At 49.1% G+C, this 26,025-nt stretch carries 26 protein-coding genes; 4 read left to right on the forward strand and 22 right to left on the reverse strand.

Annotated elements, in window-relative coordinates; all coding sequences use genetic code 11:
* Position 1 precedes the first annotated feature (1 nt).
* The 6 genes from ACSHWX_RS03025 to ACSHWX_RS03050 form a co-directional block, all read right to left on the reverse strand.
* Positions 2–1,501: a CpaF family protein gene (locus ACSHWX_RS03025; protein ID WP_435666707.1), complete on the reverse strand. Its 1,500-nt coding sequence runs from the start codon at positions 1,499–1,501 to the stop codon at positions 2–4.
* A 24-nt stretch (positions 1,502–1,525) separates the two neighbouring features.
* Complete coding sequence (locus ACSHWX_RS03030) at positions 1,526–2,785, reverse strand: AAA family ATPase (protein WP_435666708.1); 1,260 nt, start codon at positions 2,783–2,785, stop codon at positions 1,526–1,528.
* A 30-nt stretch (positions 2,786–2,815) separates the two neighbouring features.
* Complete coding sequence (locus ACSHWX_RS03035; protein ID WP_435666709.1) at positions 2,816–4,243, reverse strand: type II and III secretion system protein family protein; 1,428 nt, start codon at positions 4,241–4,243, stop codon at positions 2,816–2,818.
* 11 nt (positions 4,244–4,254) lie between these two features.
* Complete coding sequence (cpaB, locus tag ACSHWX_RS03040) at positions 4,255–5,175, reverse strand: Flp pilus assembly protein CpaB (protein ID WP_435666710.1); 921 nt, start codon at positions 5,173–5,175, stop codon at positions 4,255–4,257.
* Positions 5,176–5,331: 156 nt separating this feature from the next.
* Positions 5,332–5,838 carry an A24 family peptidase gene (locus ACSHWX_RS03045; protein WP_435666711.1) on the reverse strand — a complete coding sequence of 169 codons (507 nt, stop codon included), beginning with the start codon at positions 5,836–5,838 and terminating at the stop codon, positions 5,332–5,334.
* Positions 5,839–5,986: 148 nt separating this feature from the next.
* Positions 5,987–6,157, reverse strand: coding sequence for a Flp family type IVb pilin (locus ACSHWX_RS03050; protein WP_435666712.1), 171 nt, complete (start codon positions 6,155–6,157; stop codon positions 5,987–5,989).
* A 324-nt stretch (positions 6,158–6,481) separates the two neighbouring features.
* Between ACSHWX_RS03050 and ACSHWX_RS03055 the strand changes: the two genes are divergently transcribed.
* The 4 genes from ACSHWX_RS03055 (at position 6,482) to ACSHWX_RS03070 (ending at position 8,820) form a co-directional block, all read left to right on the forward strand.
* Positions 6,482–6,946, forward strand: coding sequence for a pilus assembly protein N-terminal domain-containing protein (locus ACSHWX_RS03055; protein WP_435666713.1), 465 nt, complete (start codon positions 6,482–6,484; stop codon positions 6,944–6,946).
* A gap of 142 nt (positions 6,947–7,088) precedes the next feature.
* Positions 7,089–7,580: a TadE/TadG family type IV pilus assembly protein gene (locus tag ACSHWX_RS03060; protein WP_435666714.1), complete on the forward strand. Its 492-nt coding sequence runs from the start codon at positions 7,089–7,091 to the stop codon at positions 7,578–7,580.
* Positions 7,577–8,149 carry a TadE/TadG family type IV pilus assembly protein gene (locus tag ACSHWX_RS03065; protein WP_435666715.1) on the forward strand — a complete coding sequence of 191 codons (573 nt, stop codon included), beginning with the start codon at positions 7,577–7,579 and terminating at the stop codon, positions 8,147–8,149. The genes ACSHWX_RS03060 and ACSHWX_RS03065 overlap by 4 nt, the downstream gene beginning before the upstream one ends.
* Before the next feature lie 44 nt (positions 8,150–8,193).
* Positions 8,194–8,820: an HAD family hydrolase gene (locus tag ACSHWX_RS03070; RefSeq protein ID WP_435666716.1), complete on the forward strand. Its 627-nt coding sequence runs from the start codon at positions 8,194–8,196 to the stop codon at positions 8,818–8,820.
* Here the strand turns inward: ACSHWX_RS03070 and ACSHWX_RS03075 are convergent.
* The 16 genes from ACSHWX_RS03075 to ACSHWX_RS03150 all read right to left on the reverse strand — a co-directional run bounded on the left by ACSHWX_RS03075 (position 8,809) and on the right by ACSHWX_RS03150 (position 25,938).
* Entirely contained in the window at positions 8,809–9,234 is a 426-nt protein-coding gene (locus ACSHWX_RS03075; protein WP_435666717.1) for a lipocalin-like domain-containing protein, read from the reverse strand. The two genes, ACSHWX_RS03070 and ACSHWX_RS03075, sit on opposite strands and share 12 nt — an antisense overlap.
* Positions 9,235–9,248: 14 nt before the next feature.
* Positions 9,249–9,878, reverse strand: a complete 630-nt coding sequence (gene upp, locus ACSHWX_RS03080) for a uracil phosphoribosyltransferase (protein ID WP_435666718.1) — start codon at positions 9,876–9,878, stop codon at positions 9,249–9,251.
* A 34-nt stretch (positions 9,879–9,912) separates the two neighbouring features.
* Complete coding sequence (locus tag ACSHWX_RS03085) at positions 9,913–11,130, reverse strand: phosphopentomutase (RefSeq protein WP_435666719.1); 1,218 nt, start codon at positions 11,128–11,130, stop codon at positions 9,913–9,915.
* A gap of 37 nt (positions 11,131–11,167) precedes the next feature.
* Entirely contained in the window at positions 11,168–12,484 is a 1,317-nt protein-coding gene (deoA, locus tag ACSHWX_RS03090; protein WP_435666720.1) for a thymidine phosphorylase, read from the reverse strand.
* 14 nt (positions 12,485–12,498) lie between these two features.
* Positions 12,499–12,789 carry a DUF6958 family protein gene (locus ACSHWX_RS03095; RefSeq protein ID WP_435666721.1) on the reverse strand — a complete coding sequence of 97 codons (291 nt, stop codon included), beginning with the start codon at positions 12,787–12,789 and terminating at the stop codon, positions 12,499–12,501.
* A gap of 15 nt (positions 12,790–12,804) precedes the next feature.
* Complete coding sequence (locus ACSHWX_RS03100; RefSeq protein WP_435666722.1) at positions 12,805–15,174, reverse strand: aldehyde dehydrogenase family protein; 2,370 nt, start codon at positions 15,172–15,174, stop codon at positions 12,805–12,807.
* Between the two features lie 4 nt (positions 15,175–15,178).
* Positions 15,179–16,168, reverse strand: a complete 990-nt coding sequence (gene deoC, locus ACSHWX_RS03105; RefSeq protein WP_435666723.1) for a deoxyribose-phosphate aldolase — start codon at positions 16,166–16,168, stop codon at positions 15,179–15,181.
* A complete protein-coding gene (locus ACSHWX_RS03110) occupies positions 16,165–16,968 on the reverse strand; it encodes a purine-nucleoside phosphorylase (RefSeq protein ID WP_435666724.1) in 804 nt (267 codons plus the stop codon). Before ACSHWX_RS03110 ends, deoC begins: the two co-directional genes overlap by 4 nt.
* The gene (locus tag ACSHWX_RS03115; protein ID WP_435666725.1) at positions 16,965–17,375 is read right to left on the reverse strand and encodes a cytidine deaminase; all 411 of its coding nucleotides are present in this window, start codon (positions 17,373–17,375) and stop codon (positions 16,965–16,967) included. The genes ACSHWX_RS03110 and ACSHWX_RS03115 overlap by 4 nt, the downstream gene beginning before the upstream one ends.
* Positions 17,376–18,344 carry an ABC transporter permease gene (locus tag ACSHWX_RS03120; RefSeq protein WP_435666726.1) on the reverse strand — a complete coding sequence of 323 codons (969 nt, stop codon included), beginning with the start codon at positions 18,342–18,344 and terminating at the stop codon, positions 17,376–17,378.
* A 2-nt stretch (positions 18,345–18,346) separates the two neighbouring features.
* Positions 18,347–19,465, reverse strand: coding sequence for an ABC transporter permease (locus ACSHWX_RS03125; RefSeq protein ID WP_435666727.1), 1,119 nt, complete (start codon positions 19,463–19,465; stop codon positions 18,347–18,349).
* Positions 19,466–19,479: 14 nt separating this feature from the next.
* Positions 19,480–21,054 carry an ABC transporter ATP-binding protein gene (locus ACSHWX_RS03130; protein WP_435666728.1) on the reverse strand — a complete coding sequence of 525 codons (1,575 nt, stop codon included), beginning with the start codon at positions 21,052–21,054 and terminating at the stop codon, positions 19,480–19,482.
* A gap of 26 nt (positions 21,055–21,080) precedes the next feature.
* Positions 21,081–22,097: a BMP family lipoprotein gene (locus ACSHWX_RS03135; protein ID WP_435666729.1), complete on the reverse strand. Its 1,017-nt coding sequence runs from the start codon at positions 22,095–22,097 to the stop codon at positions 21,081–21,083.
* Between the two features lie 240 nt (positions 22,098–22,337).
* Positions 22,338–22,979, reverse strand: coding sequence for an ATP-binding cassette domain-containing protein (locus tag ACSHWX_RS03140; RefSeq protein WP_435666730.1), 642 nt, complete (start codon positions 22,977–22,979; stop codon positions 22,338–22,340).
* 6 nt (positions 22,980–22,985) lie between these two features.
* Positions 22,986–24,695, reverse strand: coding sequence for an ABC transporter permease (locus tag ACSHWX_RS03145; RefSeq protein ID WP_435666731.1), 1,710 nt, complete (start codon positions 24,693–24,695; stop codon positions 22,986–22,988).
* 13 nt (positions 24,696–24,708) lie between these two features.
* On the reverse strand, positions 24,709–25,938 hold the full coding sequence (locus ACSHWX_RS03150; protein ID WP_435666732.1) for an ABC transporter substrate-binding protein: 1,230 nt from the start codon (positions 25,936–25,938) through the stop codon (positions 24,709–24,711).
* Between the last annotated feature and the right edge of the window lie 87 nt (positions 25,939–26,025).

Below are 26,025 nucleotides of genomic sequence, written 5' to 3' on the forward strand. Positions count from 1 at the left end.
TTTATGCGGCCCCCGCTTTTTCAACATTTGCTCTTTCAAGCGCTTCAATCAAATTCAGTTCTTCACCATAATAGCGTGCGCGTTCTGCAAATTTTGGCTTGGTAATACCAGTTGACCTGTGTCGACCAATTAGGTCACCGTTCGCGTCCTCGCCTACAATATCGTAAAGGAAGATGTCTTGGGTTACGATGACGTCACCCTCCATGCCCATGATTTCGGACACATGGGTGATACGCCGAGAGCCGTCACGCAATCGGGCAGCCTGAACAACAACATCGATGGATGAAACGATCATTTCCCTGATGGTGCGCGATGGGAGAGCGTAACCGCCCATTGTGATCATCGATTCAAGTCGTGAAAGAGCTTCACGAGGTGAGTTAGCGTGTAGCGTTCCCATTGAGCCGTCGTGACCTGTGTTCATTGCTTGCAATAGATCAAATGCTTCAGGCCCACGAACCTCACCCACGATGATTCGCTCGGGGCGCATCCGCAAGCAGTTCTTTACGAGATCACGCATCGTGATTTCGCCTTCGCCTTCAAGGTTAGGTGGGCGCGTCTCAAGACGCACAACATGAGGCTGTTGAAGTTGTAGCTCGGCACTATCTTCGCAAGTAATGATGCGTTCATCGGGCTCAATAAAAGCCGTTAGACAGTTTAGCAATGTCGTTTTACCTGAACCCGTACCACCAGAAATCAGAATATTTGCCCGAACCTTGCCCAAAATTTGCAAAATTTCTGCACCATCGGGTGAGACCGAACCAAACTTTGTAAGCTGGTCTAGGGTCAGCTTGTCCTTCTTAAATTTCCGGATGGTGAGCGAAGCCCCATCAATAGCCAATGGTGGCGCAATTACGTTCACACGGGAACCATCGGGTAAGCGCGCATCGCAAATCGGGCTTGATTCATCAACGCGCCGTCCGACTTGGCTCACAATTCTTTGGCAAACATTCATCAAGTGCGCATTGTCACGGAACTGCACGTTGGTCAGACGGACCTTACCGTCCACCTCGATGTAAGTGCGAACCGCACCATTGACCATAATATCGGCGATATCATCTCTGGCCAATAATGGTTCAAGCGGACCATAGCCCAACACATCATTGCAAATGTCTTCAAGCAAATCTTCCTGCTCAGAAATAGACATAACAATGGATTTTAGCGCGATGATTTCTGAAACAATATCGCGAATTTCTTCACGCGCTGACTCAATTTCCATTGTCGCCAGTTGGCTCAAATCGATAGAATCGATCAGTGCGTTAAACACCGACGATTTGGTTCTAAAATATTCCGAATCTGCCCCACGTTTTTTAACGTCACCGTCCACGTCGATTACGGGTTCGGCTTTTGGAACAGATTTTTGTGCAGTATGGCCAGCCACAACCGGTTTTTGCTGTTTTGGCGGAGCTGCACGCTCTGCAGAAAGTTCAGGCTTCGCTACTGGCGCTGCCTTTGGTGCTGCGCCATTTGTATTACCGCCAAAACTTGTGCGTTTACCAAACATAATTACCCTAACTCAAAGTCGAACTTACGCGAGTTTTAGTTTTTTCAATAACCCAGGCAAAACACCGCCTCGGTCAGTGCTCGCCTGTTCATCGCGACCGGTGGTTTTCATCGCCAATTTATTAAAAACATCATTGATTTTATGTGATGAGCTAATCTCAGCTATCATTTGACCATTATTTGCAGCCGACCCGAATAGGGCAGGCTCAAACGAAATTTGCGCAAAACATTCAGCGTCAATCGAAGCACCAAATTCATTGGTTGCGATCTCAGGACGCTTTGGCACTCCCACCTTGTTCAACACCAATAGCGGTTCAGACTCGCCTTGGCGCAGGTCTTTTAGTTTATCCAACATGGTCTTTGCGTTTCTCAGATTTGCAAGATCTGGCTCCGCAACCACAACAATTTCATCAACTGTCGACAATGTATGCCGCACCCAAGCATTCCATGTATGCGGTAAATCTAACACCACAATCGGAATATTTTTCTGACAAATTTCTATAATTTGTTCAAATGAACGCTCTTCAAAGTCATAGTCGCGATCAAGTGTTCCCGGCGCGGTCAACAAATTTACGTGGTTGGCGCATTTAGACATCAACCGATCAATAACAACATCATCAATGGCGTCAGCGGAAAATACAGCGTCGGCTAAACCATGAGGCGGTTCTTGGTTGTAATTCAGGCCCGCGGTGCCAAACGGCAAGTCCATATCAAGGATCAACACATCGCGCCGTACGGCTTGGGAGATTGCCCATCCTGTATTGTGGGCAATTGTTGAGGATCCCGCGCCACCTTTGGTCGACATAAAGGCAATTGTGCGCCCAATCGGCTCGGCTGCATCAGAAGCGAATTGCTCGGAAATCGTGTCAACCAGAGCGACACTCGCGATCGGCATCACCAGATATTCTGAAACGCCAAACCGAATAAGTTTTCTATATAGCTCAACATCGTTGGCGTGCCCAACCACTATGACTTTGGTCGACGCGTCGCAAACGCCAGCTAGATTTTCTAACGCGGTCAACAACTCGTCTGCCTGAAGCGAAGATTCTAAGATGACCAAGTTCGGTGTTGGGTTGACGCGGTAAATTTCGATCGCCGCGTTTATGCCGCCATTGTGGGTTGTCAGCGCCACCTTATTCATTCGACGATCGCCAACAGCTTGCTCAACCATTTGAGCGGTTTTTGCGTTCTCGCAAAATGCTTGAATGGTAATATGGGGCACCAAACGCGCACCAACTATTGGTGCGCTCTCTTGCGCGCTGGGATCATCATTGTGGTCACTCATCTTAATACTCCAAATTCAATCCGCGTACGCTCAATCAAGTACAAAGCCAACAGAGCCCTGCAAATCGCCATTTTCTTTGTTGCCAACACCGTACATTTTTTCCATATGGCCCAGGAAATACGCAGACGCATCATCGGAAAATTCGATCCTATCTGTTGGCAAATCGAAGTCATGTTTCATCCCTGCCTCGGCCAAATAAGGAGTGACCAAGATCAGCAATTCCGTTTCTGAGCGGATAAAATCGCGCGACCGGAACAATGTGCCCAAAATTGGTATTTTGCCCAAACCTGGTACTTCGTTAAACCGCTGACGATGTTTTTCTTCAATCAACCCAGCGATTGCCAAAGTTGAACCAGAGGCCAATTTAACCGATGTTTTGGCCCTGCGTTCTTTGGTTGCTGGAATGGTGACATTACCGGCAACATAGCCGCCCTCAGCATTCAACTCGGAAACAGAAGTTTCCACTTGCATGGAGATCAAACCACCAGAGTGCACAACTGGCGTGAATTTTAACTCAACACCAAATTTCTTGAACTCATATGTGATCTCACCGTCTTTATAACCCACGGGAATTGGGAACTCGCCACCGGCAAGAAATTCCGCTTCTGCGCCAGATATGGCCGTAAGCGTTGGCTCCGCTAGCGTTCGAAGGGCACCACGTCGCTCCAGCGCTCTGATGGTTGCATCAACAGAAAGATTGCCCAACGAAAATCCAGATTTCAGGGTATTTGGGGCGGATACACCCGAAACGCCACCCAGGCTATTGGCAGTTACTAGAGAGGTTGTAAGCCCGCCAACTTTAAGACTGCCGCTTAGGTTGATACCAAGTTGCTTGACGGTTTCACGCTGCACTTCAGCGACAGTAACTTTGAGCATGACTTGTTGTGCGCCGCGAACGTTAATGACGCTCGCTACGTCTTCAGGTTTTTCTGTAAACTGACCCGCAATTGATACAGCTCGATTAACGTCGTCCGCGCTTTGTGCCATGCCCGACAGTACGAGTTTTCCGTTGAAGTTTTCTACTGAAATAGAGCTATTGGGTACCAAACGACGGATGGAAGCTTCCAGTCCCTTACTTGACTGGCGCACGGTCACGTCGATTACAGCGATGGGCGCGCCATGTGCATTCAAAAACAGAACATTCGCTTCGCCAAGCTCGGTACTTTGTATAATCGCGCGGCGTTTTGACCGCATAACGCCGTTCACCACGCCCGGGTTAGAGACCACCATCTCTTTAACATCTGCTGGCAACTCGATGACCAACGACTTGTTTTTACCAAGTTCAATACGATGTTCTTTGCCGATTTGGCCGCGCGATATCCTTAGCTGGCCTGCGGCTGCCTGAGCTTGTGGTGTCATCGCGATGACGACACCAAATAGAATGATCATCAACATGGTCAAACGAACAATTGCACCCAATTCAAATTGCGGCTTTGCAACAGAAACAAATTTTGTCATCACATCTACTCCTATTGCAATACTGGTGGTGTTTGGCCGCCGTCATTACGCGCTCCAGCATTATTTCTGGTAGCGTCATTTTGACGTTGGCTAAATATCGGTTGCGGCGTGTTGGATACGACACCCAAATCCGCGGCTGGCGGCACACTCGTGCGCGCTGAAGTTGAGCGACCTGCTCGGATAAACTGTATTGTTGAATTGTTACTGAGCGCATCGGTCGCGGGCCCATCTGCAAAATCAACGATTGAACGCAGCGTCAAAGACAGTTCCCCAACTTTTAACGCATTTACGATGATTTCTGACTGGGCGGGGGTTAACTCCAGCGTGGCAATGGTGTCTTCGTCAAATACGACATCTTGGTCAGTATTTTCACCAGTCTCACCCTTTTCGCCGATCCGTTGGCCGATCGCCAACACACGCGCATTGGTCAACACCGTTTGTGACACTTCACCAAATTCTGATGGTTGCGTAACAATTACGTCCACGCGGTCATTGGGAACAATAAAACCACCTGCACCAGATTCGGCGGACACGGTGATCGATACGCCGCGCATGCCCTTGCCAATAACAGCTGACAAATATCCTTGATCGGCTCGCACCAACTTGGCTTCGCGAACTGGCTCACCGACGAATATTTCAAAACGCGCAACAACACCATCTAGCTGACTAATCGCGTCAGGCAAGGCTCTATCTGTAACAAACTCAGAGCGGATACCGTCCTCGGGCCAAGACTGCCAGCCAAGCATATCGGAGGACAATCGCTCACCAATGCCGATTGTCCGGGTTGCTATGAGAACCCGTGTTCGTTCGACGACCGGTTCAGCCACTTGCTCCGAATCGGAACCTGAAGGTCTGCTGTTTAATGCAAAAAATGCGGCCAGTCCGCCTGCACACAAAGCTACGGCCAATAGTAAAATACGCGCCGGTTTCATTACACTCATACCCCGGTTGAAACATAATGATGCGCACAAAATCACACATCACTTTTAACGGAGTATCGTTTCAAAGGGTCAAAGTTTGGTTAACTGAGCCTTTGTAATTAATGTTAATGAAAACTGAATCGTAGGAAAGTCTCAAACAAACTCAGATTATGGCAACATCAAGCCGATGTAAATTGCTGACTCTGCATAGACGATCATCGCACCTGCAGCTAAAGCAATTCCGTATGGCGCACCGACGGATTTGTCGTGTAAGCGAAGTATCCATTCTGCTTTGGGCAAAACAGAAACTGGCACCTTCCACCTAAATAGCAACAATACTAACGTCAATATTCCGCCAAAGAATGCCGAGTACAACAAGAACTCGAATATGTTTGCGGTCCCCATCCATAAGCCGATAGCCGCTGCAAACTTCGCGTCGCCGCCGCCAATCCATCCAGGGATAAACAATAAGAATGCCACGATGAGAACTGCAATGCCAACCAAGAAATGGATACCAATCTCTTGCAAAGGCAACCCGACGACGAAACCGCAAATTACGAAAACTGCAACCAACGCTAATGAAACCCAGTTTGGAATACGCATGGTCAGCAAATCATACGCTGCCGCAACAGCCATTATAAACGGGAATATAATTGCTAACGCTGAGTAAAACATTCAAATATCCTGGATCTACGGAAAACCGATTTGTCGCACAAATTAACCGACAATAGTTAGGCCCACGTAAACTGGATAAAAAAAAGAGGGGCAAATTGCCCCTCTTAAAAATCTTGCTTTAAGCGTCGCCAAGCTGCGACTTTCAGAATTAAGTCGCTGGTTTCAAAGCAGTCTCGACGCTTTTAAACACAGTGGAAAGCTGACCACCCAACGCAGTTACTGCACCAATGATAACTACTGAAATAAGCGCCGCGATCAAACCATATTCGATAGCTGTCGCACCAGACTCGTCATTTAGAAACTTTTTCACCAAGTTCATTTTATTGCTCCTTGCTCGATGTCACAATGTGACAAAAATATTGTTCGATCCTCACCACCGAACTCACGGGCAACATTAGGTGCGGTTTCTTGAGATTGAGTTAATATGGCGGGTTGCACTTGCTCCCAACCATTTGATTTTACTTATACTTAGCAAACTCTTACAGTATATAGTTAACAAATCACTCGCCCCACTGAGAAGACCTCAAGAGCTTATTATTTCTCTATTGGAACAGCCAAAACCTGATGACATCACTCTTATTTGCTATTTGTTCACCATTATTAGGCATCTTTAGGGTGAGTTTTTAGTAAAGCAGGGTAAATCATGACATTAGCAAAAGCAGCCGCGGCAGTCTTCACGATCGTTATCGGACTGTTTATGTCCAGTTCTACGTTTGCATCAGATTCACAGAGCGAAGTAAACGTGATGATGAACATGGCGCGGATTTTACGCTTACCTTCAGCCGCATCAACGGTTGTGATTGGCAATCCTGTTATTGCAGACGCAGTAATCCAAGATCCTCGTACTCTAGTTCTTACGGGCAAGGGTTATGGCAGCACCAATTTGATTGCTCTTGATTCAGTGGGTAACCCTATTGCCGATTTAATCGTTCATGTGGGAGCGGATAGCAAAAACTTAGTGACTGTATTTCAAGGGATGTTAAAAACGTCTATGTCGTGCGCACCAAATTGCCAGCCAATGGCCCTTGGTGGTGACCATCCTGACTTTGTAGAAGACGTGGCACAATCACATGCCAGTGCAGCAAAAGTCGGCGCAGAAAATAGATAAATGCGCCAAGATTTGGCTTTGAGCATTTTCATCAATTCTATTGTAAGCTTTTTGATTGATAATGCAGCCTGACATTTTCCTGTTTGGTATAAAATTGATGCGATTACGATCATTCAAAAATTTACTTTTTCGCAAAGCGAAAATGTTCCCGCAAAAGGATGATGGCGTCACTGCGATTGAATTTGCCCTACTCGCGCTACCATTCTTCTCGCTTATTGGTATCATTTTAGAGACCGGTATATATTTGCTGATTAGTCAAGTATTTGACAGTGCGGTTGACGACGCATCGCGCCTGATCATGATTGGCGACGCAGCCGCATCAAACTATTCACCAGAAACATTCAAAGACAGAATTTGTGACCATACATTTGGTTTAATTGATTGCCCGTTGATTAAACTGCGTGTGCGGCACATTGCTTCGTTTTCCGTCGCAGATACGAGCCCGCCTGTCGACAGTGATGGAAACTGGATTTTACCAGAGAGTTTCCAAGCTGGTAAACCAAGCAAAGTAATGCTCGTCGAGGCCTATTATAAATGGGACACATTTTTGGGCCTTGATTTTGGATTTGCAAAATATGGAAATTCCGTAGTTCTTTCATCTGCTCGCGTTTTCATGAATGAGCCATTCCCATGATCACTTTAGTTGTCCGCATAGTTTTGTCCTTCGCTTTCCTGCTTAATGGATTTCGCAAAAACGACAGGGCAGTAGCAGCGGTTGAATTTGCGTTGATTTTGCCTGTCTTGTTATTCACTTATATTGGCATCGCTGAATCAAGCCGGTTGATCATTATGGATCGACGGCTTGCGGTTGTTGCCGGTTCCGTGGGTGATCTGGTTGCCCGCGCGGATGGTGTAATCAACAGAAACACTGTCGACGATTATTTTGAAGCCGCAGAATTTACCATGGCTCCCTATCCATCAGCCGATTTAAAACAAGTTGTAACCAGCGTTGACGTCGATGATAAAGGGGTTGCTACGGTTGAATGGAGCCGTGGCTACAATGGAGGGACGGCGCATGCACAAGGCGCCACAGTGGCATTGCCCCCCCATATGGCTGTCCAATCAAAAGAAAAACACTTGATCATCGGCGAGGCCACAACTGAATGGCGTCCAATTATTGAGTATGTTTTTCAATCGGGATTTACCCTGAGCAAAACATATTATTATCGACCGCGTTTTGATGCGGGCATAAGCTTGAACTAGTCGCATTGGCCCTTCTGCACCAACCGAACATTGGAATTTGAATTATGACGGACCATCTCATCCCGGTCTTTGACCTTGGCGGTGTGTTCCTTGACTGGAACCCAATGTATTTATTCCGCAAGCTTTTCGATACCGAAGAAGACGCGCAATGGTTTTACGACAATATCTGTGATGGACTTTGGAACTTAGAGTTTGATGCCGGTAAGAGCTACAAAGAAGGCGTTGAAGAGAAAGCCAATAAGTTTCCGCAATATTTTCATCAAATAACTGCATTCAACATAAGATGGCACGAAATGCTGACAGGTCTTTACGACGGAACGATCGACATTCATAATGAATTGATCGGCGCCGAAATCCCGACCTTTGCCATAACAAACTTCTCGCGTGAAAAGTTCCACGAATGCTTGGAAAAGTATGCGTTTTTACAAAAATTTGACGGTATTGTTGTTTCGGGCAATGAGCGGTTGGTCAAACCTGATTACCGCATTTACCATCGCTTTTTAGACCGGTACAGCCTTAGCGCTGATCAATGTGTGTTCATTGACGATAGCTATCCCAACATCGCCGCCGCGCGTTATGTTGGCATGAAGGCAATTCACTTTAAGTCCCCAAGCCAATTGCGAGAAGAGCTGATCACGTTGGGGTTGCCGCTAAAAGGATTAGCTGGCTAGCTTCTTGTAGGTCTCAACCAGATACCCGTCGGCATCTGCAAAACCTAAACGCTTGAGGGGATAAATCCCCTCTTGTGTCAAAACTTCATCAACATAGGTGAGTTTGAATGCAATCGATTGGCCCTCATAATTGGGATGAGAGCAAAAATCGAGATGTTCGATATAATCTTGGCCATTTAGATCAAACCGTCCAGTGCCCGCATCAAACGACTTCGCGCCGAGCATTAATTCAGCATCGGTAGCATTGTTTGAAAAATTTTCTCTATTTGGCAATCGAGAGAAAAAGGCAAACCGGTTGCGCGTGAACATTTTGATATAGCTGCGATTGGGGTCCAGAATGGAGGTGGTCTCACCATTCTTTGTGATTTCAGCTGAAATCAAAGTCCACTCACCCACCAATTCATCAATGTTCACAATCGCATTCCTTGTTAGCGCGTGCCATACATACGGTCGCCCGCATCCCCAAGACCAGGGACAATATAGCCCTTTTCGTTGAGCTTTTCGTCAATTGCAGCGGTGTAAATCGGCACGTCAGGATGTGCTTCCTGAAAACGCTTGATACCTTCGGGCGCCGCGAGCAAGCATAAAAATCTAAGATTATCTGCGCCACGGCGCTTGATCCGATCGACAGCCGTCACAGCGGAATTGGCAGTTGCGAGCATTGGATCAACCACAACAACCAACCGATCAGCAACATCTGAAGGCGCTTTGAAATAATATTCAATCGCTTCAAGGCTTTCAGGGTCGCGATATAGGCCGATATGGGCCACCCGTGCTGCTGGAACAAGGTCCAACATGCCTTCGAGCAATCCATTACCGGCGCGCAAAATCGAAGCGAAAACGAGTTTCTTGCCCTTTAGCTTAGGCGATTTCATCGGCTGAATAGGGGTTTCGATGTCGATTTGTTCGACTTCAAGATCGCGGGTAATTTCATAGCAAAGCAAATGCGCGATTTCGCGAAGCAAGCGGCGGAAGCTAGCTGTCGACGTATCCTTGTTCCGCATAATTGTAAGTTTGTGCTGTATCAACGGATGATCAACAACTGTTACATTACTCATGTCTTACCCCTAGCCTTATTCTTAAATGGCGCGATCAGAGAAACGCGCGCCCATGTGGTCCAGATGGCAATTGCAGCCACTTGGCCACTGTTTCACCGATATCCGCAAATGTCGATCTCGCACCTGCGGATCCTTTGGTCAAATTTGGGGAAAACATTAAAACAGGCACCTGCTCGCGGGTATGGTCATTTCCCCGCCAAGTCGGATCGCAACCATGATCGGCCGTTAGCACCAACAAATCATTATTGTTCATCTTCGCAATTATTTCGGGCAAACGCTGGTCAAATTGTTCAAGTGCAGCTGCATATCCAGGAACATCGCGCCGATGGCCGAAATGCATGTCAAAATCTACAAAGTTTGTAAAAATTAGATCCCCATCGCGTGCCATTTCCATGGCTTCAAGTGTTGCGTCAAACAGTGCCATATTGCCATTGGCTTTGATTTTGTGGGTCACACCTTGCCCTGCATAAATGTCTGAGATTTTACCCACCGCAAACACTTGGCGACCATTCTCTTTCGCGCGGTCCAACAATGTGGGTTCGGGCGGTAAGACGGACAAGTCTTTGCGGTTGCCCGTCCGCTCAAAGTCCGAACTGGTTTCACCAACGAACGGACGAGCGATGACTCGTCCGATATTGTAGGGCTTCACCAGTTCGTAGGCGATCTCGCAAATCTCGTAGAGCCGATCAAGGCCAAAATGTTTTTCGTGAGCGGCGATCTGGAACACGCTGTCGGCACTCGTGTAGCAAATGGGCTTGCCCGACTTGATGCTTTCTTCGCCCAGCTCAGCGATAATAACCGTTCCCGACGCATGTTTGTCGCCCAATATGCCAGGCAAGTTGGCGCGTTTTATGAATTCTTGTGTCAGTTCTTGAGGGAATGTTGGCACAGTTTCTGGGAAATATCCCCAATCAAAGACAACTGGAACGCCAGCAATTTCCCAATGGCCAGAAGGCGTGTCCTTGCCTTTTGAAACTTCGCTAGCATTCGCCCAAACACCAGCCTTATGTTCGCCATCAAGACCTTTTGGCAATTCTCCGCTTGCCGCTTTTGCCGCAGCACCAAGTCCCAACATGTCCATGTTTGGAACAACCAGTGGGCCGTCACGCAAACCTTGTTTGTCGCCATCTCCGCTCGCACATGCTTGAGCAATGTGTCCCAACGTATTGGAGCCTTCATCCCCAAACTCTGCGGCGTCAGGTGCGCCACCAATTCCAAAACTATCAAGAACACATAAAATGACGCGGGGCATGTTTGCCTCCCTGTTAAAATGCTGAATATCAGGCCGGTCAGGCGGTAATTAGGCCGTGAAACAGTTCACTTTCGTTGCGTTCGCCATCAAGCTGATATGCTTTCCGCAACCGCATTGCAGCCTCAGACGCACTGTTTTCGTCGGCCGCGTGAATACGCGCTATCGGCGTTTTGCTATTTAAAGTTGCCCCAATTGGTGCGATTTGGTCAAATCCAACACTGTAATCAAGCGCATCGGTTGGTGTTGTACGACCGCCACCAAGAACAATGACGGCCATGCCAACGCCGCGTGCATCTATGCGGCTCACGGTTCCTGGTTTTTCCGCCAACACATCTCGAATGATCGGGGCAGTGGGTAAATGCTGATTGTAGTTCTGAACAAAGTCTTTAGGCCCACCCAACAACGATACCATTTTGCCAAAGTGCTCCGCTGCTGCGCCATTGTCTAACACAGCTCGGCATTTGTTACGGGCGATATCCATATCACTTTCAATGCCCGACAGACCAAGTCCCAATGCAGCCAGCTCAATTGTAACATCAAGCAGACGCATATCTTGATGAGCGCCTGTCAAAAACTCTACGGCGTTTTTTACCTCCAAAGCATTGCCAGCGGCACTGGCCAGCGGCTCATTCATATCGGTAATCAGCGCCGACGTTTTTACCCCCGCGCCGTTTGCGACATGCACAAGGCTCTTTGCCAATACATCCGCGTCCTGAGCTGTTCGCATAAAGGCACCCGTACCCACTTTGACGTCAAGCACCAGCGCATCTAGCCCTGCGGCCAGTTTCTTGGATAGGATTGAGGAAGTGATCAGAGATACATTGTCCACCGTCGCCGTTACATCACGGATGCCATAAAGCATTTTGTCGGCAGGTGCTAAATCTGCAGTTTGGCCAATAATGGCGCAGCCCGCTTCACGAACCACTTTGCGAAACAACGCATTGTCCGGGCTGGTTGTATATCCGGGTATGGCGTCAAATTTATCAAGCGTGCCGCCAGTGTGCCCAAGACCGCGTCCGGAGATCATTGGGACATAAGCCCCAAGTGCGGCCCAAATCGGCGCGAGCATTAGGGAAACATTGTCGCCAACACCGCCGGTTGAGTGTTTGTCCAAAATTGCGCCATCAAAATCAGACCAATCAAGCACTTCACCGCTATCGCGCATTGCTTCTGTCAACGCGATGCGCTCATCTAATTCCATATTCTGGAAATAGACCGCCATTGCAAAAGCTGCTGCTTGCTCTGGCCTTACGCTGCCCTTTGTCATGCCGGAAATAAACTGGGCAATCTCGTCCTTGCTCAGAACTTCGCCATCGCGTTTCTTGGCAATCACTTCTTGCGGCAAAAATACCATTTTGGACGCTTTCGTTAGATTTTATAGAGCCGGACCGGCGGTTTATCGGCGCGGGCAATAACTTTTTTTGCTTCAAGATCAAGCTGCACACATTTCACCCACCACCCAGCGGTTTTGCCGCCGGGGAAAAGATCATCTGGCAAATGTTGTTTGGCCGCAGCAATTACATCTGCGACCTTCATGCCAGGAGCCTCGCTTGGCAAAACCTGCATCATCGCTTCATGCATGGCATTATATTTGCTTGCATCTACGCGCGTAGTTTTGCCCGGCGAATTGATATTTTCAACGTGAACTTTATCTGTCATTCGCCCGTCCTTGTTTTAAGCCCCGTAAGGCACCCAAACGTTCTTAATTTGCGTGGTGCGCTGCAAGAAATAAGGACCGTCACAAATTTGCTTATTGGTCCAATCGATTTGCTTGCCCTTATTGGTCCATGTCTGCTTGAGGTTGTGGATCGAAAGTTCTTCAACCCGCTTTCCGCCAGCTTCGTCGCCCACGTAGAATTGGGCATCCACACCGTCATGCTCAACAAGAGTTTTGGTCAGACTGTCTTTTTCGCCGGTTACGATGTTGATGACACCACCCGGCAAATCAGATGTTTCCAAAATCTGGTAGAAGTCTGTCATGGCCAATGGTGCGTGTTCCGACGGAACCAACACTGTGGTGTTGCCCATGGCAATCGCCGGGGCCAACAATGAAACTGCCCCTAGCAATGGCGCTTCGTCTGGCGCAGTGATGCCAATCACACCGACTGGCTCAACCATAGCAACTGCCATAGAACGCACAGGCGGGTTATGTACCGCTCCATCATACTTATCGGCCCACCCGGCAAAGGCAAACAGGCGTTCAATCGAAAGGTCAACTTCCTTGCTCGCGGTGCTTGCCGTCGCCCCAGTCATTCCTCGAAGGCGATCAGCAAACTCGACTTTGCGATAATCAAGGTTTTCGCCCATATAATAGAGAATTTGCGCGCGAAGATGTGCGGTTTTGTTGCCCCAACCTAAAGCACCGCGCGCCGCCTCTACAGCATTGCGAATATCCTTGCGGTTGCCTTCACCAGCTTCGGCAATCAATTTGCCATCAGGCCCAGTGATCGGTCGTGCATATCCGCCATCTGGCCGCGATTGTTTGCCGCCAACATATAGCTTTGCGGTGCGATCCACACCATCTGTTTCAAACAGTTTTGGCGCTACAGGTTTTGGTGTTGCGGGCAATGGTTTGAGTTTGGTTTCCCAAGTCGGGCGCAAATAGGCACCCATGCCTTCTTTGCCGCCCTCACGACCGAAACCACTTTCTTTATAACCGCCAAAGCCACATGCAGCATCAAACTGGTTGGTTGAATTGACCCACACAATTCCCGCTTTTACGCGTGGCGCGATATCAAGCGCTAGGTTGATGTTTTCACTCCAAACGCTTGCCGCCAATCCATAACGAGAATTGTTGGCCAAAGCCACGGCTTCATCTGGTGTGCGAAAGCTAATTGCCACCAACACGGGCCCAAAAACCTCTTCGTTGGCAATGATATTTGCGGGGCTGACGTTAGTGAACAAGGTCGGCTTCATATAGCAACCACCTGTTGGCAAATCGCCATCTGGCTGATATTTGATCGCGCCTTCTTCCTCGCCTTTTTTCATCAGTTCGGTGACGCGCTCGACTTGAATTGGCGCGATAAGGGCGCCAATATCAATGGCTTTATCCAACGGATCGCCGACCCGCAATTTAGCCATGCGCGCTTTTAGCTTTTTGATGAAACGCTCTTCAATACTCTCTTGAATGAGAAGTCGCGATCCGGCGCAGCATACTTGACCCTGGTTGAACCAAATAGCATCGACCAGTCCTTCTACCGCGCTATCAAGATCAGCATCTTCAAACACGATAAACGGCGACTTGCCGCCGAGTTCCAAAGAAATGCCTTTGCCAGAGCCCGCAGTTGCTTTGCGGATGGCTTTGCCGACACCTGTTGAGCCCGTAAATGCCACCTTGTCGATATCGTCATGGTCCATAATCGCAGCGCCAACTTCGCCATTGCCGGTGACAATGTTGACGACGCCAGCTGGTAGATTGATTTCGCGACAAATTTCAGCAAACAACAAAGCGGTAAGCGACGTAAGTTCAGCTGGTTTTAGAACAACCGTGTTACCAGCTGCCAAAGCAGGCGCGATTTTCCACGACATCATTAAAAGCGGGAAGTTCCAAGGGATTACCTGCCCACAAACACCATAGGGTTGATGGTCGGGAAATTCGCGCTCGATATGCTGCGCCCAGCCTGCGTGGTGATAGAAATGACGGGCAACAAGGGGGATATCTAAATCCCGGCTTTCCCTGATCGGTTTGCCATTATCCAATGTTTCTAACACAGCGAATAAACGCGCATGTTTTTGGATTTGGCGGGCAATCGCGTAAAGATATTTGGCCCGTTCAAACCCGGACAATGCCTGCCAAGGACCAGTTGCTTTACGCGCAGCTTTTACAGCGCGATCAAGATCGGCTTTGGTGCTTTGCGTAATTTTTGCCAGTTCCTTGCCATTGGCAGGATTGGTCGTCGCAAATACCTTGCCTGGCTTTGCAAAATCGCCGTCGATGAAGCTACCGAATTTGCGGCCATGGCTATCCAGCCAAGCAACTGCTTGTTCGTCACCCTCAGGGGCAGGACCGTATTCTAGGTTCTTAAAAATCTCAGGAATGTTCATCGTCCTAAACCATCGGTTGGCGATAGTCAGCTGCGTAGCGACCGGTCGCGTTGTGTTCGAGTTGTCTTTCAATGTCGGTCAAAAGGCTGGAAGCGCCAAAGCGGAACAGGTGCGGTTGCAACCAAACGTTGCCCAGTTCTTCTTTCATCAAGGCCATATAGGTCAGTGCGTCTTTTGCCTTTGAAATGCCACCAGCGGGTTTGTAGCCAATTTCGATGCCGGTTTCCTCATGGAACCATCTGATCATGCGGATCATAGTCAACGAGGTTTGCAGGTCAGCATTGACCTTTTCTTTGCCCGTCGAGGTTTTGATGAAATCGGCGCCTGCCAACATGCACACTAGCGACGCTTTTGCGACATTGGTTTGGGTCGCGAGTTCCCCCGTGCCCAAAATGGTTTTCAGATGCGCTTCGCCACATGCCTCGCGGAACGCTTTCATCTGGTCGTAGAGCGCTTGCCAATCTCCGTTCAGCACATGGTGACGTTCGATCACCACGTCGATTTCTTTCGCCCCCGCGGCAACGGACGCTTCAACTTCTTTTACCCGCAAATCAAACGGCGTAAGCCCTGCAGGAAAACCCGTGGAAACAGCCGCAACAGGAATGTCGGTGCCCTTTAGCGCTTCAACCGCTGTTGAAACAAAATTGTGATAAACACAAACCGCACCGGGATTAACTTTTATGTCTTTTGCGCCCAATGCCTCAAGAATTTCTGGACGCACGGGCTGACGTGCTTTTGCACATAAACGCTCAACTCGTCCTGCACTATCATCCCCGTTTAACGTTGTTAAATCGATCAGGGTGATGGCTCGCAAAAGCCATGCGGCTTGCCATTGTTTTTTGACCGAGCGACGGGTGCCAATTGTTGCCGCGCGGCGTTCCAATGCGGAACGGTTCATGCGCACTTGTCGCAACCATCCTAAATCCAGATCAAAGCCGGGATTGCGTTTATGGTTGTGGTTGTGTGCGTCAAATTCTACTGCTTTAAGGGTCATAACTCCCCAACCAATCTCTCAAGCAATTGCTCGAGTTTTTTTGCGCCCTTGAGCGCCATTTCTTTGGTGTGATGGTGCGAGATGTTTTCGTCAGAAAGCCCTGCGCCCATATTGGTGACCGATGAACATGCCCAAATGCGCATCCCCAAAAATCGCCCTAAAATCGCTTCTGGCACGGTGGACATTCCCACGGCGTTTGCCCCAAATCCTTTGATCATGCGAATTTCGGCAGGCGTTTCAAAAGTGGGCCCAGAATACCAAGCATAAACGCCTTCTTTCAGAGTGATCCACAATTCGTCAGCAATGGCTTGCGCCTGTTTGCGAATTTGGGGATCGTAGGTGTTGACCATATTGACAAACCGGTCGTCTGTTGGCTCGCCAATGAGCGGGTTCGTGCCGTTATAGTTGATGTGATCTGAAATCATCATCAATTCGCCCGGTGGAATATCTTGTTCAAGCGACCCGGCAGAATTGGTCAACATCAGCGTTTTAACGCCAACCGCTTTCATCGTTTCAAGCGGCACACGCATAACATCGGCGTGGCCTTCTTCATAAAAATGCGCGCGCCCCGTTAGAATAGCGATACGTTTGCCGTTCAGCAGACCAACGAGCAGCAACTTGCCGTGTCCTGAAACACCGCCAGTGGGGAAGCCAACGAACTCGTCATATCGGATTTCAACGCGGTCGCTTAAAAGGTCACCAACACCGGACAAGCCGGAGCCGAGCACTAGCGCTATGTCAATAGGTTCATTCCCAGCGTGATCATGTATTATTTCCGCATTTGCTTCAGCTACACTCATTTAACGGCCTCAAGACTTTCAGGGCCAAAGCTATCTGGCAGAATTTCATCCATAGTATAGCTTTTCGCATCGCCGTCTTCGCCTGTGCAAATAATAACCGTGTCAGGCGTCGCGAATTCACGAATACGTTGGCGGCACCCGCCACATGGGGTTACCGGGTCAACGCCCTTGCCAATCACAAAGATGCGGTGGATTTTTCTACCACCCGCGCCAATCATGGCAGAGATCGCAGACGCCTCCGCGCAGTTTCCCTGTGGGTACGCAGCATTTTCAATGTTGCATCCCGCATAGACATTTCCGTCATCCGCAAGAATTGCAGCGCCAACTGGGAACTGAGAATAGGGCACATGTGCATGCTTGCGTACCTTTTGGGCCGCATCGTAAAGGGCTTGCGTTACCGCATCCATCTATCTCTCCTTGACGTAAGGCAGGCCAACGGCTTTTGGTGGCACCGCGCGGCCGATAAACCCAGCAAGCAACACGACGGTTAAGACATATGGAGCCGCTTGAATAAACTGTACGGGCACTTCGCCGATCAGCGGGAACTCCACGCCTTGCAGACGAATTTGAGCAGCACTGAGCACACCAAACAACAAGCACGTCCAAAGTGCATTCCAAGGCTTCCACTTGGCAAATATCAATGCCGCCAGCGCAATAAAGCCCCTGCCCGCAGTCATGTTTTCACTAAAGCTCGCGCCTTGCGATGTTGACAAATATGCCCCCGCAATGCCGCACAAAACACCTGTGATCACCAACGCTTGATAGCGCAATGCAAAAACTGAAATGCCTGCCGTGTCCAAAGCCGTAGGGTTCTCACCCACAGCGCGAAGACGAAGGCCAAAACGAGTGCGGAACAAAATCCATGCGGTGATCGGCACAGCTGCAAATGCGAAATAGACGATGATTGAATGGCCAGAAATCAACTGCTCATAGATGGGGCCGATAAACGGCACTTGGCCAATTTCTTGAGCGAACGGCAATTCAATCGGGCCAATCCGCGCTTCTTTGGGCAAGTTCGGTGTGCTTCCACCCCGTCTGAAAATTGAATGGCCGACAAACACCGTAAGCCCCGCTGCTAAGAAATTCAGCGCAACACCTGAGATAACCTGATTTCCGCGCAAATTGATTGACGCAATCGCGTGGATCATCGACATGCAGACCGAAACAAAAATCGCGGCGAGCATACCCAGCCAAACATTGCCGGAAAGCGCAGCCACAGCCGCAGCGGCGAATGCAGCACCCAGCATTTTTCCTTCAAGGCCGATATCAACGATACCGGAACGTTCTGAATACAGTCCAGCAAGACACGCGAGCAAAATTGGCACAGCCAACCGCACACTAGAATCGAGGATGAGGATGATATCATTAAAGCCCATCTTTACGCCTCCTTCTTGTCAGGTTGGTCTTCTTGCCCCGAGGGCGATCGAAAAGCATCAAATACGCGTTCAAGCATTGGCTTGAACATTTCATCCATTGCACCTGAGAACAATATAACCAGCGCTTGGATAACCACCACCAAGTCACTTGGTACAGCTGGCATAACGAAGGCCAATTCCTGCCCGCCTTGATAAAGTGCGCCGAACAACAATGCGGCAAACGCGATCCCGATTGGGTGCGCGCGTCCCATAAATGCCACCGCGATACCTACAAACCCGAAGCCTTGGACATAGCCGACAACCAAACGTTTTTGCACGCCAACAGCTTCATTGACCGCCATTAGGCCTGCGAGGGCGCCAGCAATTGCCATGGCGATGAGAATGATCGTCACCGCAGAAATGCCAGCATAGCGCGCAGCGTCTGGGTTCGCTCCCAATGTGCGAATTTTATAGCCGAGTTTTGTGCGCCAGATCAGCACATAAACAAAGATCAGCGCTAAAATGCCGAACACAAAAGTGATGTTCACTGGCGAGTATTTGAAAAACTCAAAATACTCAGACAAAAGCGGCAATCGGCCAGTTTCAGCGATTGTACGTGTTTCAGCGTTGGCGCCGGGGTTCGTGATCACTTGGGCGAGCATATAGCTCATCAACGCGGAGGCGATGAAGTTGAACATGATCGTTGTGATAACGATATGGCTGCCGCGTTTCGCTTGCAGATAACCCGGAATTGCCGCCCAAACAGCACCAAGGGCCATGGCGGCAACGGTTGAACCGAGCAACACCAACGTCCAATGTGTTTGGTCCAGCCAAAGCGCCATCACGATAGCGCCGAGACCCGCAACATAGGCTTGGCCCTCGCCGCCAATATTGAACAGGCCTGCGTGGAACGCCACCGCAACCGCAAGACCTGTAAACACAAAGCTTGTGGCGAAATGCAAGGTGAACCCCAACCCGGTGCCATAACCGAATGCCCCATAGGCGAGCACTTTCATGGCTTCAATTGGATTTTCCCCGATAATGGCGACCGCGAGGCCACCAACAAATAGCGCCAACAGCACGTTCATGGCTGGCATCAGGACGTTTAACGCCCAACTCGGCAATGGTTGTCTTGCGCTCATTGCTACTCCCCGACTTATTGTTCGGCTGGGTCTAGCCCGGCCATTGCCAATCCAAATTCTTTTTCGCTGGCTGTTGGCGGCAGCTCTGTCACAACTTCACCGTCAAACATGACGAGAACTCTGTCAGAAAGTGCGCGAATTTCGTCCAACTCGACAGATACGAGCAGCACGGCATTGCCTTGGTCTCTAAGAGCAATGATTTGCTTGTGGATAAACTCAATTGCCCCGATATCGACGCCACGCGTGGGCTGCCCGATCAGCAGAATATCCAGGTCACGGTCCATTTCCCGCGCTAAAACAATTTTTTGCTGATTGCCGCCAGAAAAATTTGCGGTTTTCAATCTAGGGTTTTGTGGACGAATATCAAATTTCTCAATGCGCATTTTCGCTTCAGCACGCGCTGCATCCAATGACAACATTGGGCCCGGGCCATATTTGTCCGCATCTTCGTACCCCAGAAGGGAATTTTCCCATTCTTCAAATTGCGTAACAAGTCCCATTTTATGACGATCTTCGGGTACATGCGCCAATCCCATGCGTCGCACTTCGTCCGCCACGCCATCACCGTCAAACACAATTGGTTTGCCGTTAATGCGTACTTCACCCAACAAAGGCGCATACATGCCGGAAATGGCTTCCAATAGCTGTGATTGACCGTTGCCAGCGACACCCGCGATACCAACGATTTCACCTGCCCGAACGTCAAACGAAACATTTTTAACCCGGGGCACACCGATATCATCAGTGACCGAGAGCCCATCGACTTCCAGCACTTTATCTGTTGGCTTGCTTTGAGTTTTTTCAACTTGCAGCAACACGCGACGACCAACCATCATTTCCGCCAGCTTGTCCGGCGAAGTGTTTTTGGTCTCTACGGTGCCCACCATGGTCCCGCGACGCATAACAGAAACTGTATCTGTGATCGCCATGATCTCGCGCAATTTATGCGTGATCAGGATGATGGTTTTACCCTCGTCACGAAGCTGCTCTAAAATGCGGAACAATTGATCAGCTTCTGTCGGCGTTAAAACGCCTGTCGGCTCATCTAGAATGAGCACGTCAGCACCTCGATAAAGCGCCTTTAAAATTTCAACGCGCTGCTCTTGGCCAACAGAAAGATCCTCGACAATCGCGTCGGGGTCGACTTCCAAGCCATAATCTTTAGCCAGTCGCGCCAATTCTTTGCGCGCCGCGGCTTTGCTGGGCGCTAAAAGGTTAGACCCTTCTACACCCAAGATTACATTCTCAAGAACAGTGAAATTCTCAACCAGCATAAAATGCTGGTGAACCATGCCAATGCCCAAATCGAGCGCATGGCTTGAATCTTTGATTTTCACCTTTTCACCATGGACAAAAATGTCACCAGCGTCGGCTGTATAAAAGCCATAAAGGATCGACATCAGTGTGGATTTACCCGCGCCATTCTCTCCCACGATCCCGTGGATTGAGTTGCGCTTAACCGTCAAATTGATGTCTTTATTGGCCTGCACTGGCCCAAAGGATTTTGAAACACCTCTTAGGTCAATTGCAGGAACTGACCCAGCAGCCTTATGAGGCTGCTGGGCGGATTGTGTTTGGTTCTCAACCATGTCGAGTTACCGTTCCCAAATCTAAATTATGAAACTGGGCAAGAATTATCTGAACGGTAATCGTGAACAACGATTTCGCCAGAATTGATTTTGGCTGTGTAGTCAGCCAAAGCCGCTTTCATGTCAGCTGTAAGCAATGGCTCATTGTACTCATCAACTGCGGCGCTCACGCCACCCTCTGCAAGACCCAGAGTTTGAATGCCCGCTGTCCAATTACCATTCATTTCGTCCATGAATGTATTTTGAACGGCAACGTCCACACGTTTCACCATTGATGACAACATATGGCCAGGGAACAAGTAGTTCTGGTTGCTGTCAACCCCAATGCCGTATTTGCCGGCATCCGCTGCAGCTTGCAACGCGCCTTCGCCAGCAGCACCTGCTGCGGCATAAACAACGTCTGCGCCACGCTCTAGCTGCGAACGACCAACTTCACCAGCGGTGTTGATGTCGTTAAATGCGCCAAAGTCTGTACCAATGAAGTTTTGAAGAACATTGATGTCAGGGTTTGCCGCTTTCGCGCCTTGCACGTAGCCGCAACCAAATGCTTGCAATAGTGGAAAATCAAACGCTGTAACGTAGCCGATTGTGCCTGATTCAGACTGCATCGCAGCCAAAACACCAACCAAGAACGAGCCTTCTTGCTCTTTGAACAAGATTGAACGCACGTTTGGCAGATCAACAACACTGTCGATAATCGCGAAATGAGTTTCAGGGAACTCTTTTGCCACGACTTCTAGCGGACCAGCCCATGTAAAGCCTGGTACAACAATTGGGCTTGAGCCCTGTTGCGCGAAGCGACGAAGCGCTTGCTCACGCTGCGCATCAGTTTGAATTTCTAGTTCTTGATATGATTTGCCAGTTGCTTTGACGTACGCTTCCGCGCCATTCCAAGCCATTTCGTTGAATGACTTATCGTTTTTGCCAGCAATATCATAGATAAGTGCAGGGTCAGCAAACGCTGCACCTGTCATAAGAGCTGCAAATGTTGCTACGCCGAGTACGGCTTTCGCCCCACCAGAAATTTTCTTATGGACGGTCATGAATATCTCCCTTGTCACGTCGTCATATGGTTTAACACCGCTAGTCATTATAACTGCGATGCGGCCATTTGATGTTTTTAATTCAAGCGCTTTATGAGTTCCTCCGCAAGCAAAAACGCGAACTTGCACCCCTCAATCGATAGCGAGAGATGAATACAAATTCAAGTATTTTTTGACCAAAAGGTCAAGTTTGTTGGCAAAACCGAGCAAATCCAGTGTGCTTTACCGCATGGTAAAACCTTACAATGTGATGATCTGCCCGCCGGACTTTTCTGCGTCTGCTTGGTCATGGGTAACTAAAAGTGTGGGTAAATTCTTCGCTTTTGCCTGGGAAAAAACAAATTCACGCACTTTATCGCGCAATCCAGAATCAAGCGCCGAAAAAGGCTCGTCCAACAACAATGCCTTGGGTTCTGAAAGCAACACCCGAATAAGTGCGATGCGCGATTGTTGACCACCAGATAATGTCATGGGGTCACGATGACCAAGATCGGCCATATTCACAGCCTCAAGCGCTGCGTTTACCTTGGCACATCGTTCCATCCTGCTGCCCTTGGCGGGCAAACCGAACAGCAAGTTTTCCTCAACGCTAAGATGTGGAAACAAAAGCGGGTCTTGGAACATCAAACCAATTTTTCGGTCCGCCGGGTCGGCGTGCGTAATGTCGGCACTATCCAACATCACAGAACCGGTAAACGTAAAACTTGGAGGCAGAAATCCCGAAACAAGATTAAGAAGCGTCGACTTTCCTGACCCGGACGGGCCCATAATCGTCACCACTTCGCCTGGTGCAATATCAAGGTTTAGTTCAAACAGTTTTTGTTTATTTTGAAACAAAACCAATTGTTTAAGGCAAAGCGCGCTTTTCTCTATTTGCTTCATTGTCATCTACTTAAAAAACGCCCTGTTAGGGAATGCTAGTCGTGGAACAAGAACCGCTGCGACAAAGCCAATGGCTGGCAGCAATGTCTGAACCAATGCATAAATGCCAATGATACGCCGATCCCCACCCGAAGCCAACGCCACTGCTTCGGTCGTGATGGTGGGCACACGCCCTGCACCAATCAACAATGTTGGCAGATATTGGGCAATCGATATCGCAATGCCAAGCGCCGTCGCCAACAATATCGGTTTTAACAACATCGGCAAACGCACACTGATCAATGCTTTATTCTCGCTTGATCCCAATGAGGCTGCGACCCGCAGATAACGCAAGTCAAAATTTCTGTAGGGGGCAGCTAGGGACAAAAACACGTACGGCAATACAAACACTGTGTGTGCCAACGCGACAGGCCAAAAGCTACCATCTAGCCCAAACCGTACCAGCAGCACCGAAATGCCGAACAGGAAAGCAATTTGAGGCACAATTAGAGGCAAATAGAGAATGCGCATGGCAGTTGGCGTAAACACGACATCTCGTCGATATTCATTTTCCAAACACGCAATGGTTAGTATGATGGAAATCAGGGTAGATGTTACCCCAATGGCCATGGCGTTAGTGGCAGGCGTTAGAATTGCTGGCAGATTTCCGACCCACCGGGAAATCGTAAATGCCGACGGCAACGCATTTGGAAACCGCCAAAACCCTGCCACAGACCATATCGCCAAAATGACCAGTCCAAGCATTGAAATTAGAACTGTGAGAGCCATTGCCCCGCTTGATATAGCTTTGAACCATCCGTCTGATTTATGCCGATCCCCATTGATGATTGCACGACGTCCAACATAGGTGACCAGCGCTTCACCGATGCGCCATAGCACTAACGCTGTGACGGTTGCGGCTAGCTGCCACACCGCACCCGCAGCCGCGATAAACCGCGTTTCAAGCTCCGGGTCATTCATCCAGCGCAGCAATTGAACGGGCAGCATTGCGGGGAAGTTCGGTCCTAAAATCAGAGCAACATCAACAACGGAAGACGAGAAGGCAACAACTGCATAGATCGGCAAACGCATCTGTTTGTAGAACGCTGGAAACACCGTTGAAAACCATGCCCAGACTTGACCATAGCCAAATGAACGTCCCACTTTTAGGCGTTGGTCCACATTAATTTGACTGGAAGCGGACAGCCCCACCAAAAACAAAAACGGGATTTCTTTAAGCACCAAGCCCAAGAGCAAAGCGTTGCCCATTGGATCGTTGACAATCAGCCAATCTGGCGGATGATGCGTAAACCCTGTCGCCCAAGGGGACAGCAACCGTATGATCCATCCCGAAGGCGCAATCAGAAATGCAAAGCCGAACGCCGCCGCCGCATGTGGCACTGACATAAGGGGGGAAATAAAGTGGGTGAGCTTGGCAAAAAGTCTACTGCCCCATTGGGAGGCGAAAAAACTGACCACAATTACAAGAGATAAAAATGTTGTTGCGAGCCCGATCCATATGGACATCAGCACCGAAGCCCAAAATCCAGGCTTATGGGTAACTTCATGAAAATATGTGAACGTAAATTGCTCGCCACCTAATGACGGAAAGTATCCAAAGGCCGGTAAAAAGACGCCCACCAAACCGGCAATCAAAGGTCCAATTAGAGCAACAATCATCAAAACTGGGGCAAAATCCAGTGGGTCCGCGCCCCAGTTTCTTTTCCGTAAATTCATTAGGGTTTAAACCCTAGTTAGAACGGACGTATCTTTTAGCCCATTCCTCTTCAAGTTTCACAGCCCAAGTGGCATCTGGCTCAAGCAAAGTTGCACCAAACTGATCTGCAGCCAAAGTGGCGGGACCACGCTCAAGCGCATCAAACAATGCTTTGCCTTCAACTGGTAGTGCGTTGATGTCTAACACTGATGGATCACCCCAAACATTTTCGTCCGCTTTTTTTGCTTGCGCCTCAGCAGACAAAAGGAAATCAGCAACAACCATCGCGCCTGCTTTTGCGTTGGCGTTATAGGGAATGGTCACAAAGTGCGAGTTACCCATTGATCCATAATCAAGAACGAATGAACGCACCGTTCCCGCCAATTCGCTTGCTTTGATCGCAGATGAAGCTTCGCCGGGATTAAAAGTCATCGCAATGCCGATTTCGCCATCAGCGAGCAAGTTCTTAAGTTGTGTAGTATCAGCCGCATAAACTTCGCCAGACCGCCAAAGATTTGGTTTAAGCCGGTCCAAATACGCCCAGAGCGGTGCTGTTACAGCGTCAAAATCCGCTTCGTCAGCTGGTGTTCGCAAGATAGATTGGTCTGCAACAACGCCATAAAGCACCTGCTTTAGGAATGTCGTACCGATGAAGTTTGGTGGAGCGGCATAGGTGAAACGACCCGGGTTAGCTTCAACCCAAATGGCCAAGTCTTCCAAGTTGGATGGCGGTGTTTCCATCCAGGCGCTGTCGTAATAAAAGGTGAGCTGTGCCATGCCCCAAGGGCTTTCCTGACCATCCACGGGCACTGTGAAATCGTAAGTCAGTGTTGGCTTACCCTTCACATCCACATATTTGTAGTTTGGCAGTTTTTCTGCCCAATTGTCGCTAACAAGCAGACCTTGGCGCTTCATTGAAGCAAAGTTCTCGCCGTTGATCCAAATAAGATCGACCGATCCACCTTCATCGCGTCCGGCGGCTTTTTCCGTGACCACGCGGTTCACAGCGCTTGAAGTGTCATCTAACTTTACGTGGTTCAGGGTCACGCCATATTTGGACTTAACTTCATCACCAACCCAAGCGATATACGCGTTGATGTTGGGCGCACCGCCCCATGCGTTGAAATAAACTGTTTGACCCTCAGCAGCCTTGGTAACTGATTGCCAGTCAGCCGGATCAAGCTCTTGCGCATAGCCTGTCCCAATGAACAATGACGTTGCGGCAATGCCCAAAGCAGCCACATTTTTTACAAGCGTTTTCAAGATAAGCCCTCAACAATGTTTGTCTGTTTTGCTGCACAAAAGCATTTGGGTGCGAACAAGTGCAACACACTTTGGCGTTATAGCAAT

This window comes from Maritalea sp. (assembly GCF_051251695.1).
In the GTDB taxonomy this organism is placed as follows: domain Bacteria; phylum Pseudomonadota; class Alphaproteobacteria; order Rhizobiales; family Devosiaceae; genus Maritalea.

What these genes read in the sequence shown, in the direction of transcription:
- ACSHWX_RS03070 (WP_435666716.1), top strand. Translation starts at nt 8,194, where the DNA reads ATGACGGACCATCTCATCCCGGTCTTTGACCTTGGCGGTGTGTTCCTT.
- ACSHWX_RS03055 (WP_435666713.1), top strand. Translation starts at nt 6,482, where the DNA reads ATGACATTAGCAAAAGCAGCCGCGGCAGTCTTCACGATCGTTATCGGA.
- ACSHWX_RS03135 (WP_435666729.1), bottom strand. Translation starts at nt 22,097, where the DNA reads ATGACCGTCCATAAGAAAATTTCTGGTGGGGCGAAAGCCGTACTCGGC.
- ACSHWX_RS03030 (WP_435666708.1), bottom strand. Translation starts at nt 2,785, where the DNA reads ATGAGTGACCACAATGATGATCCCAGCGCGCAAGAGAGCGCACCAATA.
- ACSHWX_RS03065 (WP_435666715.1), top strand. Translation starts at nt 7,577, where the DNA reads ATGATCACTTTAGTTGTCCGCATAGTTTTGTCCTTCGCTTTCCTGCTT.
- ACSHWX_RS03110 (WP_435666724.1), bottom strand. Translation starts at nt 16,968, where the DNA reads ATGAGTGTAGCTGAAGCAAATGCGGAAATAATACATGATCACGCTGGG.
- deoA (WP_435666720.1), bottom strand. Translation starts at nt 12,484, where the DNA reads ATGGTATTTTTGCCGCAAGAAGTGATTGCCAAGAAACGCGATGGCGAA.
- ACSHWX_RS03095 (WP_435666721.1), bottom strand. Translation starts at nt 12,789, where the DNA reads ATGACAGATAAAGTTCACGTTGAAAATATCAATTCGCCGGGCAAAACT.
- ACSHWX_RS03130 (WP_435666728.1), bottom strand. Translation starts at nt 21,054, where the DNA reads ATGGTTGAGAACCAAACACAATCCGCCCAGCAGCCTCATAAGGCTGCT.
- ACSHWX_RS03035 (WP_435666709.1), bottom strand. Translation starts at nt 4,243, where the DNA reads ATGACAAAATTTGTTTCTGTTGCAAAGCCGCAATTTGAATTGGGTGCA.
- deoC (WP_435666723.1), bottom strand. Translation starts at nt 16,168, where the DNA reads ATGACCCTTAAAGCAGTAGAATTTGACGCACACAACCACAACCATAAA.
- ACSHWX_RS03025 (WP_435666707.1), bottom strand. Translation starts at nt 1,501, where the DNA reads ATGTTTGGTAAACGCACAAGTTTTGGCGGTAATACAAATGGCGCAGCA.
- ACSHWX_RS03145 (WP_435666731.1), bottom strand. Translation starts at nt 24,695, where the DNA reads ATGAATTTACGGAAAAGAAACTGGGGCGCGGACCCACTGGATTTTGCC.
- cpaB (WP_435666710.1), bottom strand. Translation starts at nt 5,175, where the DNA reads ATGAAACCGGCGCGTATTTTACTATTGGCCGTAGCTTTGTGTGCAGGC.
- ACSHWX_RS03115 (WP_435666725.1), bottom strand. Translation starts at nt 17,375, where the DNA reads ATGGATGCGGTAACGCAAGCCCTTTACGATGCGGCCCAAAAGGTACGC.
- ACSHWX_RS03045 (WP_435666711.1), bottom strand. Translation starts at nt 5,838, where the DNA reads ATGTTTTACTCAGCGTTAGCAATTATATTCCCGTTTATAATGGCTGTT.
- ACSHWX_RS03120 (WP_435666726.1), bottom strand. Translation starts at nt 18,344, where the DNA reads ATGGGCTTTAATGATATCATCCTCATCCTCGATTCTAGTGTGCGGTTG.
- ACSHWX_RS03085 (WP_435666719.1), bottom strand. Translation starts at nt 11,130, where the DNA reads ATGCCCCGCGTCATTTTATGTGTTCTTGATAGTTTTGGAATTGGTGGC.
- ACSHWX_RS03125 (WP_435666727.1), bottom strand. Translation starts at nt 19,465, where the DNA reads ATGAGCGCAAGACAACCATTGCCGAGTTGGGCGTTAAACGTCCTGATG.
- ACSHWX_RS03140 (WP_435666730.1), bottom strand. Translation starts at nt 22,979, where the DNA reads ATGAAGCAAATAGAGAAAAGCGCGCTTTGCCTTAAACAATTGGTTTTG.
- ACSHWX_RS03100 (WP_435666722.1), bottom strand. Translation starts at nt 15,174, where the DNA reads ATGAACATTCCTGAGATTTTTAAGAACCTAGAATACGGTCCTGCCCCT.
- upp (WP_435666718.1), bottom strand. Translation starts at nt 9,878, where the DNA reads ATGAGTAATGTAACAGTTGTTGATCATCCGTTGATACAGCACAAACTT.
- ACSHWX_RS03060 (WP_435666714.1), top strand. Translation starts at nt 7,089, where the DNA reads ATGTTCCCGCAAAAGGATGATGGCGTCACTGCGATTGAATTTGCCCTA.
- ACSHWX_RS03050 (WP_435666712.1), bottom strand. Translation starts at nt 6,157, where the DNA reads ATGAACTTGGTGAAAAAGTTTCTAAATGACGAGTCTGGTGCGACAGCT.